Origin of the sequence: Caproicibacterium sp. XB2 (genome assembly GCF_044880635.1) — a bacterium.
Classification (GTDB): Bacteria; Bacillota; Clostridia; order Oscillospirales; family Acutalibacteraceae; genus Caproicibacterium; species Caproicibacterium lactatifermentans.
In genome coordinates this window covers 1037283-1049724 of the sequence record NZ_CP173227.1, presented here as the reverse complement: position 1 = coordinate 1049724, position 12442 = coordinate 1037283, and the positions used below count along the sequence as shown (strand labels likewise).

Annotated in this window: 14 protein-coding genes; 12 read left to right on the top strand and 2 right to left on the bottom strand. The window is 52.1% G+C overall.

The genetic code is table 11. The features are described 5' to 3' along the window. Positions 1-141 precede the first annotated feature (141 nt). The 8 genes from ACIHKT_RS05070 to ACIHKT_RS05035 all read left to right on the top strand — a co-directional run bounded on the left by ACIHKT_RS05070 (position 142) and on the right by ACIHKT_RS05035 (position 8081). Positions 142-813 carry a class II aldolase/adducin family protein gene (locus tag ACIHKT_RS05070; protein ID WP_086035843.1) on the top strand — a complete coding sequence of 224 codons (672 nt, stop codon included), beginning with the start codon at positions 142-144 and terminating at the stop codon, positions 811-813. Positions 814-853: 40 nt separating this feature from the next. Further along, a complete protein-coding gene (gene deoD / locus ACIHKT_RS05065; RefSeq protein WP_086035842.1) occupies positions 854-1585 on the top strand; it encodes a purine-nucleoside phosphorylase in 732 nt (243 codons plus the stop codon). A gap of 207 nt (positions 1586-1792) precedes the next feature. Next, positions 1793-3151 carry a PLP-dependent aminotransferase family protein gene (locus ACIHKT_RS05060; protein WP_157658938.1) on the top strand — a complete coding sequence of 453 codons (1359 nt, stop codon included), beginning with the start codon at positions 1793-1795 and terminating at the stop codon, positions 3149-3151. Between the two features lie 133 nt (positions 3152-3284). Then, the gene (gene aspS, locus ACIHKT_RS05055) at positions 3285-5036 is read left to right on the top strand and encodes an aspartate--tRNA ligase (protein ID WP_086035840.1); all 1752 of its coding nucleotides are present in this window, start codon (positions 3285-3287) and stop codon (positions 5034-5036) included. Between the two features lie 12 nt (positions 5037-5048). After that, on the top strand, positions 5049-5327 hold the full coding sequence (gatC, locus tag ACIHKT_RS05050) for an Asp-tRNA(Asn)/Glu-tRNA(Gln) amidotransferase subunit GatC (RefSeq protein WP_086035839.1): 279 nt from the start codon (positions 5049-5051) through the stop codon (positions 5325-5327). Positions 5328-5336: 9 nt separating this feature from the next. Then, complete coding sequence (gatA, locus tag ACIHKT_RS05045; RefSeq protein ID WP_086035838.1) at positions 5337-6803, top strand: Asp-tRNA(Asn)/Glu-tRNA(Gln) amidotransferase subunit GatA; 1467 nt, start codon at positions 5337-5339, stop codon at positions 6801-6803. A gap of 160 nt (positions 6804-6963) precedes the next feature. Next, the gene (locus ACIHKT_RS05040; RefSeq protein ID WP_086035837.1) at positions 6964-7797 is read left to right on the top strand and encodes a PHP domain-containing protein; all 834 of its coding nucleotides are present in this window, start codon (positions 6964-6966) and stop codon (positions 7795-7797) included. 26 nt (positions 7798-7823) lie between these two features. After that, complete coding sequence (locus tag ACIHKT_RS05035) at positions 7824-8081, top strand: TIGR03905 family TSCPD domain-containing protein (RefSeq protein ID WP_086035836.1); 258 nt, start codon at positions 7824-7826, stop codon at positions 8079-8081. 80 nt (positions 8082-8161) lie between these two features. Here ACIHKT_RS05035 and ACIHKT_RS05030 read toward each other — a convergent pair whose 3' ends face one another. Further along, complete coding sequence (locus ACIHKT_RS05030) at positions 8162-8341, bottom strand: hypothetical protein (protein WP_404351775.1); 180 nt, start codon at positions 8339-8341, stop codon at positions 8162-8164. Positions 8342-8508: 167 nt separating this feature from the next. Here ACIHKT_RS05030 and ACIHKT_RS05025 point away from each other — a divergent pair, with 167 nt between their 5' ends. Next, complete coding sequence (locus ACIHKT_RS05025; protein WP_086035835.1) at positions 8509-9009, top strand: hypothetical protein; 501 nt, start codon at positions 8509-8511, stop codon at positions 9007-9009. Continuing rightward, complete coding sequence (locus ACIHKT_RS05020; RefSeq protein ID WP_086035834.1) at positions 9006-10043, top strand: hypothetical protein; 1038 nt, start codon at positions 9006-9008, stop codon at positions 10041-10043. The genes ACIHKT_RS05025 and ACIHKT_RS05020 overlap by 4 nt, the downstream gene beginning before the upstream one ends. A 6-nt stretch (positions 10044-10049) precedes the next feature. On the opposite strand, the gene ACIHKT_RS05015 is transcribed toward ACIHKT_RS05020, so the two are convergent. Further along, positions 10050-10982 (bottom strand): S1 RNA-binding domain-containing protein, encoded by a 933-nt coding sequence (locus ACIHKT_RS05015; protein ID WP_086035833.1) that lies wholly within the window; start codon positions 10980-10982, stop codon positions 10050-10052. A 176-nt stretch (positions 10983-11158) separates the two neighbouring features. Between ACIHKT_RS05015 and ACIHKT_RS05010 the strand changes: the two genes are divergently transcribed. Then, the gene (locus tag ACIHKT_RS05010) at positions 11159-12022 is read left to right on the top strand and encodes a peptidylprolyl isomerase (RefSeq protein ID WP_404351770.1); all 864 of its coding nucleotides are present in this window, start codon (positions 11159-11161) and stop codon (positions 12020-12022) included. 62 nt (positions 12023-12084) lie between these two features. Further along, positions 12085-12426 carry a thioredoxin gene (trxA, locus tag ACIHKT_RS05005; protein ID WP_338031369.1) on the top strand — a complete coding sequence of 114 codons (342 nt, stop codon included), beginning with the start codon at positions 12085-12087 and terminating at the stop codon, positions 12424-12426. Positions 12427-12442: the final 16 nt, after the last annotated feature.

The window sequence follows — 12442 nt, the reverse complement described above, 5'->3', positions numbered from 1 at the left end:
ATGATGTCAAGGATTATTTTGCATTTTTTAGAGATTCTTTTTAGAAAATGCATTTATTCTGTTTTCTTCTAAGAGGGCATTGACTGTTTTTGTAATCACAGGTAAAATAAAAAAGGAAAAACAGGATAATAGGAGAAAACAATGAGCAGGTGTGAAGAAGAAATAAAGAGCGGTTATAAAGAAGCACTGCTGCAGGCAGGACGGAAAATGCTGCACAGTGGCCTGACGGTGGAAACATGGGGGAACCTCAGCGTACGGGACCCGGAAACAGGGCTTATCTATTTGACACCGTCTGCTATGCCGTATGATACTCTTACAGAAGGAGACATCGTTGTCGTGCGTGTGGACGGCACGATTGTGCAGGGCACACGCAAACCAACAGTAGAAGAGGGAATGCACCGCGATATTTACGGGGCACGGCCGGACGTACAGGCTATTATCCATACACACCCTATGCATTCCATGGTGTTCGCTGTGCTCCATCAGCCGATTCCACCCATTTTGGACGAAGCGGCGCAGACTTTAGGCGGTACGGTATCGGTTGCGCCGTATGCGCTTCCGGGAACGCAGCAGCTGGCTGAAAATGTGCAGAAAGCATTGGGAAAGGAAGGCACAGCCTGCCTGTTAGCAAATCATGGTGCTGTGTGCGTTGGAGCCAACCTGGACCAGGCGTTTAAAGTTTGCACGGTGCTGGAAATGACGGCGCAGGTCTATCAGCAGGCGCTAACCATTGGCCGGCCGTGCAGCATTTCTGCAGAGGATGTGTCTTATATGCGTGATTTCATGCTGTACCATTATGGGCAGAATAAATAAGTTTTTAAATAGCTATATTTTTAAATAGAAGGGGAAAATTATGGCAAAGACTTCAATATCAGCAAGCATTACCGTCAAAGACAACACAGACATTGCCAAAGTAGTTCTTATGCCTGGTGACCCGCTGCGTGCAAAACATGTGGCGGACCATTACTTAGAAAATCCAGTCTGCTTCAATACGATACGCAATATGTTGGGGTACACCGGCACTTACCGCGGCAAAAAGATTTCCGTGATGGGCAGCGGCATGGGTATCCCATCTCTGGGAATTTATGCTACAGAACTATACAACCAGTTTGATGTAGATGCCATCATCCGCATTGGTTCCGCAGGCGGTTTGTCTGATAAGGTAAAAGTTCGTGACGTTGTTATTGCTATGGCCGCATCTACCAACTCGTCTTATGGTGATGCATATGGAATCCCCGGCCAGCTGGCTGCGGCTGCCGATTATGGAATGCTGGCAGATTCTGTTGCAGCCGCGAAAGAACTGAAAGTAAACGCCGTTGTCGGCAATGTTTATTCGTCTGACTTTTTCTATTATCCGCAGTCGGATTTGAATCAGAAACTGCGCGATTTTGGTCACCTTGCGGTTGAAATGGAAGCTGCCGGTTTGTATTGGACTGCTGCGGCTTGCCATAAGAAGGCCCTGAGCATTCTGACCATTTCGGACCACATCTTTACCGGCGAAGCTCTGTCTGCTGAGGAGCGTCAGAATTCTTTCCATGATATGATGAAGGTCGCTTTGGAAACAGCATGGCACGCCATTCCGTAAAGTTAGGATATCATATACATTACATTTAAATAAATAGCATAAAGACGCTTTTGGTTCGGCAGGTTTATCCTGCTTTCCAAAAGCGCCTTTTGTATTTTGACACGCCTGCTGAAGTCTGTTATAATCAGCACATGAATCATCTGTACTGCATATACAAATACTTTCTGAAGAAAATAGGAAGCACAGTTTCAGTAAGGGGAAAGCATTTTGACATATGACTATATTCAAATAGACAAAAAGAACGGACAGCCGCTGTATCAGCAACTGTATGAACAGCTGCGCACAGCCGCCCAGCGTGGCAGTCTGCGCCCCGGACAGAAGCTGCCCAGTATCCGCCGCCTAAGTGAGGACCTCGGCCTTTCCCGCACAACGATTGAAAGCGCATATCAGCAGCTTTGTGTAGAAGGCTACATTGAAGCACGCCCGCAGCGCGGTTATTTTGTCCTGACTGGAGGAGGCCGCCGAGGGGCTCGGCCAGCAGCCGTAACGTGCCCGCCACGTCATCTTCCACGCTATAACTTCGGCACAGATTCTGTAGACAGCTCCTGTGCAGATATGAAAATTTGGCGCCGCCATATTCGGGAGGTGCTTAACCGCCCGCAGGCACTGGTCAGCTATGGTGAACCCCAGGGAGAATTGCCGCTGCGGGAAGCGCTGTGTGCCTACAGCTACGGTGCCCGCGGCGTTGTCTGTTCTCCGGAACAGGTTGTTATCGGTGCCGGTTCACAGCCGCTTTTGTATTTGCTTTGTGGGTTGCTGCAGGGAAGTGTCGGGGCGGTTGCGCTGGAGGAACCCGGCTTTCCACAGGCGGAACAGGTTTTTGCCGACTGCGGCATGGATGTTGTTCATTTGCCCGGTGATAAAAGCGGCATGGAACCGGAGGCCCTTCGACAGAGCGGTGCCAAAATTGCATATGTTTCTCCTTCCAGCCGGCAGGGCTGCGGCAATCCTATTCCGCTGCTGCGGCGGCAGGAACTGCTGCAGTGGGCAGCACAGCGGGGCGGTCTGCTCATTGAGGACGACTATAACGGAGAGCTGCGCTACCGTGCGCGTCCTATTCCGTCCATGCAGGGCATGGCGGCGGACGGCCGTGTCATTTATTTCGGCTCCTTTTCAAAATTGCTGCTGCCAAGTGTACGGGTAGGGTATATGGTGCTGCCGCCGCGGCTGCTGCCCTTGTATCTTGCACGTGCGTCCCATTATAATCAGACAGCCTCTAAAGTGGAGCAGTTGGCATTGGCTGATTATGTGAAAAGCGGTCAGTTGGAACGCCAGTTGCGTCGGCTGCGCAAAGTATATGCCCAAAAAAGCAGTCAGCTTCTCCGCTGTCTGCATCAGGCTTTTGGTGCGCGTGCTCAGCTGCACCTGCAGGAAACACCGCTTTGCGTCACGCTGCATCTGCAGGACGCACCTTCCCCGGCACGTCTGGCGGAACTAGCAGCGGCCCATGATGTGCGTGTGTGTCCCGGGCCGGAGAATCAGGTGACGCTTGGATTTGCTGGAATTCCGCTGGAACAGATTGCTCCCGGTGTTCTTGCCTTGCGGAATGCATGGAAAATCGTATAATCTTGCAATTTGTGTTGAATCATTCTGCAATAGATGATATACTTTAATACTATAAAGCACTGCAGATGCTCCTTTCCTGCGGCAGACATCTGCAAAATCTGCTTGTATTTGTTAGACTAGGGGGAATCTAGGAATGATCTGTAAGAACCAGTACCGCACAAAATCCTGCGGAGAAATCAGCGAAGCTGACATCGGCACAGTTGTCCGTGTAGCAGGCTGGGTCGAAAATATCCGTGACCACGGTGGGGTCCAGTTCCTTGATCTGCGGGACCAGTACGGCGTTGTCCAGATTGTTGTACACGATGAGGCAATGCTCAGAGATGTCAATAAAGAATGCACACTGACGGTTTCCGGTGAAGTGATTCTGCGAGATGAAGACACTGTTAACCCGAAAATTGCCACCGGCACTGTGGAAGTAAAGGCAGCTTCCCTGCAGGTGCTGGGCAAATGCCGTGCTGTACTGCCGTTTGATGTTGTTACCAGCCGGGAAACAAAAGAAGATGTCCGGTTGAAGTACCGCTATCTCGACCTGCGAAACCCCCAAGTCCATAATAATATCGTCCTGCGCAGTCATGTCATTTCTTATCTGCGCCAGAAAATGACTGACCTCGGCTTTTTGGAGATTCAGACGCCTATTTTAAGCACTTCCTCACCAGAGGGTGCGCGCGATTATCTGATTCCAAGCCGCAAACACAAGGGCCGTTTCTATGCGCTGCCGCAGGCACCGCAGATTTTCAAGCAGCTGCTTATGGTCTCCGGATTTGATCGCTATTTTCAGGTGGCGCCCTGCTTCCGTGATGAGGATGCCCGCGCTGACCGGTCACCCGGCGAGTTCTATCAGCTGGACTTTGAAATGGCCTTTGCCACCCAAGAGGACGTTTTTACCATTGCCGAGCAGGTGATTGGCGATACGTTTCGGAAATTTGGCGGAGGAAAAGCAGTTTCACCTGCACCGTTCCGCCGCATTCCCTATGCGGAAAGTATGCTGAAGTATGGCACCGATAAACCGGACCTGCGCAACCCGCTGGAAATTATTGATTTGTCGGACCTGTTTACGGAAACAACCTTTAAACCATTCCGCAAAAAATGTGTACGCGCTATTGTTGTGCCGGATTGTGTCAAGCAGCCACGCTCTTTCTTTGCGGCGATGCTTTCTTTTTCAGAATCGATTGGCATGAAGGGATTGGGCTACATTGAGGCGCTGGACGACGGCACCTACAAAGGACCCATTGATAAGTATCTGACCGAAGAGCAGCGCGCTGAAATGCTCCGCCGCAGCGGACTCGATAAAGGCGGCGTTATCTTCTTTATTGCGGACGATAAAGCCAATGCACCGCAGATGGCAGGGCAGATTCGTACGGAGCTTGGCCACCGTTTGGGCCTGATTGATGAAAGTCGTTTTGAACTTTGCTTCATTGTCGACTTCCCAATGTACGAAATCGACGAGGAAACAGGCAAATATATCTTTACGCACAACCCATTCTCCATGCCGCAGGGCGGAATGGACGCACTGCTTCACAAAGCACCGGAAGAAGTACTGGCTTATCAGTATGATATTGTCTGCGACGGCGTGGAACTTTCTTCCGGCGCTGTGCGCAACCACGATATTGAAATTATGAAAAAAGCCTTTGAAATTGCCGGTTATACTGAGCAGGACCTGCAGACAAAGTTCACTTCACTGTACAACGCCTTCCAGTACGGCGCACCGCCGCATGCTGGCATGGCACCCGGCATTGACCGCATGGTTATGCTGCTGACTGGCGAAGAAAACATCCGTGAAGTGATTGCGTTCCCTATGAACTCCAACGCACAGGATATGATGATGGGTTCACCTGGAAAGGTAACAGAGCAGCAGCTGCGAGAAGTCCACATCAAGCTCAGGTAAGGAGGGATCAGCGTGGTTACCCATGAGGATGTTTTAAAAATTGCAAAGCTGGCAAAGCTGGAGGTCGCTCCGGAAGAGCTGGACGGCCTGACAAAAGATATGAATGAAATCATTTCCTTTGCTGACACCATTGCTTCCGTCAGCGTGGAAGAAGAAGCGTACGCTGACCAGAACGGACTGGAAAATGTCCTGCGGGAAGACGAAGTAAAGTCCGGCCTTACCTGCGATGAAGTTTTGGCCAATGCACCGGACACAGACGGCAGCAGCTTTGTTGTTCGGCCGCACGCGTAAGGAGGGCCTATGCAGTCATTCAGTACGATTCATAAAATACAGGATTTATATCGAAAAAGGGAGTGCTCCTGCACAGAGCTTACCCGCCGCTATCTGCAGACGGTCCAGCGTGAAAATGACGACTTGCGGGCCTATACCTGCGTGACGGAAAAGACTGCCTTGGCGGCCGCCGAAAAGGTGGACCGGAAACTGGCAGCCGGTGAGCCGCTCGGTCCAGTAGAGGGCGTTCCTATGACGCTGAAAGCCAACATCAGCACCCGTGGCATTGATACAGACTGTTGTTCCCGCATCCTTTCCGGCTACCGTCCGGTGTATGATGCCGCTGTTTGGCAGATTTTGCAGCAGCAGGGGGCAGTACTTCTCGGTAAGAGCAATATGGATGAGTTCGCCATGGGCTCCAGCTGTGAAACCAGCTGCTACGGCGGTGCACGCAATCCGCACAACACAGGCTGTGTGGCAGGCGGTTCTTCCGGTGGCGCTGCCAGCGCAGTTTCCGCCGGTTTGGCGGCGTACGGCATTGGCAGCGATACCGGCGGTTCTATCCGTCAGCCGGCTTCCTTCTGCGGCATTGTCGGGCTGAAGCCTACCTACGGTGCGGTGTCCCGTTATGGCCTGATTGCGTATGCCAGCTCCTTTGACCAGATTGGCCCGCTGGCAAACTGTGCCGAAGATGCGGCTATCTTATTTGATGTGCTGTCCCAAAAGGACCCGTGCGACAGCACTTGTACCGGCGCGCGCTGTGCGGCGGTTCCGGCTTTGCAGCAGAGCCTAAAGGGCAAACGGGTTGGCTTGGCGGCCGAATATTTTGACGGCCTGCAGCCAGATGTGCAGGTGGCACTGGAGCAGGCACAAAAAGTGTATCAGGGCCTTGGCGCCGAGCTGGTGCCGCTATCAATTCCGGAAATCAAATATGCGCTGCCGGTCTATTATATTCTTGCCTGTGCGGAAGCCTCCTCCAACCTCGGCCGCTATGACGGCATTCGTTATGGCATAAAGGCAGAACACTACACTGGTGTGAATGATATGATTGCCAAGACACGCAGTGCCGGCTTCGGCAAAGAAGTGAAGCGCCGTATTCTGTTGGGCACCTATGTGCTGAGTGCTGGCTATTATGATGCTTATTATAAGAAAGCGCAGATGCTGCGCCGAAAAATCCGTCATGCGTTTGAGTCGGTTTTCCAGCAGTGTGATTTCCTGTTGGCACCGACAGTACCGCGTACGGCATTTCCGTTCGGTTTCACTGCACAGGACGCGGTGGAAACCTATCAGACGGATATCTGCACAGTGCCGGTCAATATTGTCGGCCTGCCGGCAGTCAGTGTGCCGTGTGGCTTTGACGGGCAGGGAATGCCGGTCGGCATGCAGCTTATTGGTGGTGCTGGACATGAAGATATTATTCTCAACGCGGCCCATCAGTATGAACTGGCTGCCCGCGCGGACACTTTTCGTAGTGTGTCCCGCCTGCAGGAAAAGTGATATTTTCACCAGAAAAGCTCGACTTTTTTAGGGCGCCGCAGGAATGCGGTGCCCTTTTGTGCCTTATCTGTCATACAGTTTGTTGATTCCCATCGGAATTTGTTTTATAATAATATATAAAGTAAAGATTTTGTTATATCAGAGAAAGAGGAGGATCTTTTTGGCTGCGGACTTACACTGTCATACGAAAATGTCAGATGGCACATTGTGCATTGACGAACTGGTGGATTTGGCGAAAAAGCGGGGGCTCAGCACCATTGCAGTTACCGACCAGGACACCTTTGCTGGAACCGGACGGGCGGTTATGTACGGGAAACGCAAGGGCGTAGAGGTGATTCCGGGTGCGGAATTTTCCACTACGGACGGCAAAACGGGCAGGCAGGTACATATTCTTTGTTACTGCTGCCCACATCCAGCACGGCTGGCGGGCCTATGCAAACGGATTGCAGAAATGCGGCGGCGCGCCGCACTCTTAATGCTGCAGAAGGTCCTGCACCTGTATCCCATGCCGGTGGAAATGATTACCCGCCGTGCACAGGGCAGCACCAATATCTTTCCGCAGCATGTGATGCATGCGCTGCTGGATGCCGGTTATACGGACGAACTGTTTGGCGATTTGTACCGTCAGCTATTTGCCCCAAAGACCGGTCTGGCCTACATTCCGGTCAGCTATCCGGAAACCCATGAGGTTATTCAGCAAATTCATGGTGCCGGTGGTTTGGCCGTGATGGCACATCCGGGGCAGTTTGACAGCTATGATATCTTCTTGGAGATGTCGGCTTCCCATGAACTGGACGGTGTGGAGGTGTGCCATCCGCTAAACAGCGAAGAGGACCGCAAAGGTTTGCGGGCTATGGCTAAACAGTATGGCCTGCTGATGACCGGCGGCTCAGACTTCCGCGGCATGTATGCGGAACATCATTATCCGCTCGGCACTTATACAACGGATGATACCGAAGTTTGCCGGCTGAGAAGCATGGCAGAAAGTGCCTGAGTGTCAACGCTTTGGAGGGACCAACTGTGGATTATGTATACAAGACAAAGGGAACGTGCTCCAGAGAAATCCGTTTGCAGCTGGATGGTGATATTATCCGCGATGTGCAGGTTATCGGCGGCTGTAACGGTAACTTAAAGGGCATTGCGGCGCTGGTCAAGGGAATGAAGGCGGAGGACGTCATCCGCCGCTGCAGTGGTATCCACTGTGGGTTAAAACCTACTTCCTGCCCAGACCAGCTGGCAAAGGCATTGACTGAAGCGCTGCAAAAGCAGCAGCACTGAATCTTCAAACAAAGAAGAGGGCTGTGGGAGATTTCCCACAGCCCTCTTCTGATTACCGGACTATTTGGAAAAAGGGTTTATTAGCAGCAGTTATTGTTGCAGCCACAGTTGTCGCCACAGCCGCCACTACCACCGGAACCACAGCCGCCACCGGAACCACAGCCGCCACCGGAGCCCCAGCCGCCGCAGCAGAACAGCAGAAGAATGATGATCAGAACAATACAGGAACAGTTGTTAGAATTGTTGCTACAGTTACACATATTGAATTGCCTCCTTATTTGTTGTTACAATCCAGTATATTGCACTGCTGTGGTTTGTGTGAAAGCTTTTACGCGGGTCCTTTTTCCTGACTGTGGCCTCTATCTGTGGTATAATAAAAACAGAGACAAATTCATCAGACCTGTGCGTCTGCAAAGGAGAGAAAGCTATGATCTGCCAGTCCTGCGGGGAAAATCCCGCAACAACAAAAGTGAAGACGATTGTAAACGGCAGGCTTACGGAATATGCCCTATGTGCGGCGTGTGCCCGCCGGTTGGGGTATGTTACCCTCCTCAGCGGCCTTGACCGCGGCTTTGGCAGCATCCTCAGCGACTTTTTGTGGGATGAGGATACTAACGAACCGAGTGAAGAGCGCTGCCCATGGTGCGGTGCTGCCTTCGAGGATATTGCCCGCACGGGTAAAGTGGGCTGTGCGCATTGCTATGAAGCGTTTGAGGACCGGCTGCTGCCGATTATCCAGCGTCTGTATGGCAGTGATATTCACTGCGGGAAAATGCCGGGTGAAAATCTGCCGCAGCCACAGCCGCAAAGCCAGATGGTCGAAATGCAGGAGGTTCTGCGGCAGGCTGTGGAGCAGGAGAAAAAAGAATGCCAGACACGGCAGCTGCAGGAAAGCCTGCGCCGTTTGGGGGGAGGAACAGATAAATGAACCATAAATGGTATGAAAATGCCGGACCAGACAACGATGTGGTGCTGGCAGCCAAGGTCTGTTTGGTACGCAACATGGCAGACCTGCCGTTCCCCTCGCGTATGTCCCGTTCAGATATGGAGCGCAGCCGCCTGCGTATGGAAACTGCCTTGTCACGTCTGCACCCCGCGGCACAGCATACTTTTCTGTGCGCAGATATGGAGGAATGTGATGAAAGCACAGCCGTTTCGTTCGTTGAGCGGCAGCTGTGTACACCGGATTTTATCGCCAATCCGGTTGGCCATGTTTTGTTTTATACGGCAGATGAGAGCATCAGCATTATGGTAAACGGCAGTGACCATGTGCATACCCAGCTTGTCCTTCCGGGAAGCCAGCTGGGCCAGGCGCTGTCCGGTGCGGACGCGCTTGACACCATGCTGGACCGTTATCTGCGTTTTGCTTTTCACCGTGACATTGGCTATCTGACACAGAACCTAACAGATTTGGGCACCGGAATGATTCCCTCGCTGCTGCTGCACTTGCCAGCCCTGCAGCAGGGCGGCGCAGCGGAGCGTCTTTCCAATGATGTTGCCCAACTGGGCTTTTCTCTGCGGGGAATTGTGGACGGTGCTGTTGAGCCTACCTGTGCGATTTATGAACTGACTAACCGTATTACACTGGGAATCAGCGAAAAGAATGCGGTGCAAAACCTTCTGGCAATCGGTGCACAGCTGGTGGACCGGGAACGCCGTGCGCGTACAGAACTGCTGAAGACAATGGAAGCACAGGACGCTGTTTCCCGTTCGTTTGCGGTGCTGTCCAGCGCGCGTATGCTGGAATTTAGTGAATTCCTAAAACTGTACGCCAATGTGCGGATGGGACTGTGCGCGGGCCTGCTGCACGGCCTGCGTCCGGAACAGCTGGACAGCCTGCTTTTCGCCGTTCAGCCCGCTACTATGGCACTGCGTGCGGGAAAGCCGCTGGACCCGCATGGACGTCAGGCACGGCGTGCCCAGCTAGTAAACAGCGCGCTGGCACCTATGCGGCAGCAGTAAAGACCTTTATTCATTTTTTTCAGTGAATACTGTTTCAATAACGCGGCTGCACGTCGGTGGCGAGTACAGAAAGCGGTCCATGTGGCTGTCGGTGAAGTAATAATGCGGCGGCTTTGGCTTTTGTGTATTTTCAAACGTATCAATGATGACCAGCTTTACTTTCATGCGTGCGGGAAGAATGCTTTTAATGTACACGCTTGCCTGTTGGCTGCTGCTTACATTTTCACGGCATTCAGCCAATCCCGCAAGGTTTGGGGCAAGTTCCACAAAAATGCCGTATGGCTCTACACTGCGTATGATTCCACCGACGGTTTCACCGCTATGAAAGTGTGCTGCGTTTTCCTCCCATGTACCCAGCAGTTCCCGCTGTGTCAGCGTGACACGTCTGCCCTCGATACTGCGCACAACCGCACGAATATCCATACCGGTAGAAAAACGTTCCCGCGGGTGGTCAATACGTGAAACGCTGATGGTATCTATTGGCATAAGCGCCACTACGCCGCAGCCGATGTCCGCAAAAGCACCGAAAGATTCCAGATGTGTTACACGTGCGTCCAGTACATCACCCGGGACAAGGTGGGAAAGATAATTCTGCCAGCAGGCTTCCTGTGCGGCGCGGCGAGAGAGCAGCGCTGTGCTGTTGCTGCCCTCACCAGAAAAACCGGTGACGGTAAAACACACCGGCCGATTTACTCGTGAAAGCAGCGCAATATCCCTTACGGTGCCCTCCCGAATGCCGAGGGCGCCCTCCTCACGAGGAATCATTCCCTGCATACAGCCCAAGTCCACCATCAGGTTGTGCCTGCTGTCACACAGTACAGCGCGTCCCTCCAGTATCTGCCCGGTCTGCTTTGCCCGTTCCAGTGCTGCCGGACTGTGCAGCGCTGCACGATTTTCCACTCGGTTTATCCGCCAGCCCTCGGGTTCATATCCAAACATTAGACTACCTCCTTTTTTGCTGCTGTCTTTTACTTATATGCGGCAGAAAGTCCGCGAATTCCAGCGGACAGGGCTTGCTTTTTTTCGGATAATTTTGTAAAATGGATTTCATTGCAGGACAGCGGCCAATATAGTCGCCTTTCTGACAATATAGGAAAGAGAAGATGATAGATTTCATGCAGATAAAAAAGCGTTTTGCCTGCGGCATAATGGCGCTGCTGTTTGCACTTTCTGCGGCGGGCTGCGGCAGTTCAGCATCCTCGGATGCGGCTTCCTCACAGGCATTGTCCAGCCAAAGCACTTCTTCCGGCATCAGTGCTGTGCAGCCAAATGATGGCAAGCAGCTGGGTTACCAACTGGAAAAACCAACGGCAGGGGAGAAAGTAGCCGTTTTGCAGACTTCCATGGGGACGATCCGCCTGCGCTTATTCCCGCAGGCAGCACCTAAGACCGTACAAAATTTTGAGGGTCTCATTCAAAAGGGGTACTACAATGGCTTGACCTTTCACCGTGTGATAAAAGATTTTATGGTTCAGACCGGTGATCCCAAAGGGGACGGCACCGGCGGCAAAAGCGTATGGGGCGGTACGTTTGAAGATGAGTTTAATGCCAACTTAGTCAACCTGCGCGGCTCAGTTGCCATGGCGAACGGCGGATACAACACAAATGGCAGCCAGTTTTTCATTAACCAGGCCGGACCAGTCAACGAAAGCACATGGCAGCAGGCGGCTTCTGTATACCAGCAGCTGCAGTCTTATGACAAGAGCCAGTGGCCGCAAATTGCCCAGACACAGTACACTATTTTGAATACAAATAAGCTGACAAGCGCCTACAAGGCACTGTATCAGAAGCAGGGTGGAAACCCAAATTTGGATGGTGCCTACAACGCCTTTACGCCGCCGCGCGGCCATTCCGTTTTTGCGCAGGTGTATGACGGTATGGATGTGGTAGACAAGATTGCCGCTGCTCCAGTGGACAGCAGCGATAAACCGACAACCGCGATTAAAATCATCAAAGCTTCGCTAGAAGCCTATCAATAAATCAATTCAGCCGGAATGAATTTTTCATAAAATCCGGTTATTCTGATAAACTAACAGTACAAATGGAAAGGACGGTAAGAATAATGGCAGATGTCATTCATGCAGATGAGGCTTCCTTTGACAAAACCCTGAAAGAGAATAAAGTGGTTCTGTGCGATTTCTGGGCTACATGGTGTGGTCCGTGCCGGATGCTGGCCCCTACGATTGAGCAGCTGGCCCAAGAGTACAGCGGCCGCGTCACCGTAATGAAAGTGGATGTTGACCAGAATCAGAAACTGGCCGAAAAGTACAACATCATGAGTATTCCAACCGTATATGTTTTTCGGGATGGTGCACCTGCGGACAGCCGTGTCGGTGCGTTCCCCATTGACGATTACCGCAAAATGCTGGACGCTGTTTTGTAAGAAAACCGCAGCGACG

What these genes read in the sequence shown, in the direction of transcription:
- ACIHKT_RS05070 (WP_086035843.1), top strand. Translation starts at nt 142, where the DNA reads ATGAGCAGGTGTGAAGAAGAAATAAAGAGCGGTTATAAAGAAGCACTG.
- deoD (WP_086035842.1), top strand. Translation starts at nt 854, where the DNA reads ATGGCAAAGACTTCAATATCAGCAAGCATTACCGTCAAAGACAACACA.
- aspS (WP_086035840.1), top strand. Translation starts at nt 3,285, where the DNA reads ATGATCTGTAAGAACCAGTACCGCACAAAATCCTGCGGAGAAATCAGC.
- gatA (WP_086035838.1), top strand. Translation starts at nt 5,337, where the DNA reads ATGCAGTCATTCAGTACGATTCATAAAATACAGGATTTATATCGAAAA.
- ACIHKT_RS05030 (WP_404351775.1), bottom strand. Translation starts at nt 8,341, where the DNA reads ATGTGTAACTGTAGCAACAATTCTAACAACTGTTCCTGTATTGTTCTG.
- ACIHKT_RS05025 (WP_086035835.1), top strand. Translation starts at nt 8,509, where the DNA reads ATGATCTGCCAGTCCTGCGGGGAAAATCCCGCAACAACAAAAGTGAAG.
- ACIHKT_RS05020 (WP_086035834.1), top strand. Translation starts at nt 9,006, where the DNA reads ATGAACCATAAATGGTATGAAAATGCCGGACCAGACAACGATGTGGTG.
- ACIHKT_RS05015 (WP_086035833.1), bottom strand. Translation starts at nt 10,982, where the DNA reads ATGTTTGGATATGAACCCGAGGGCTGGCGGATAAACCGAGTGGAAAAT.
- ACIHKT_RS05010 (WP_404351770.1), top strand. Translation starts at nt 11,159, where the DNA reads ATGCAGATAAAAAAGCGTTTTGCCTGCGGCATAATGGCGCTGCTGTTT.
- trxA (WP_338031369.1), top strand. Translation starts at nt 12,085, where the DNA reads ATGGAAAGGACGGTAAGAATAATGGCAGATGTCATTCATGCAGATGAG.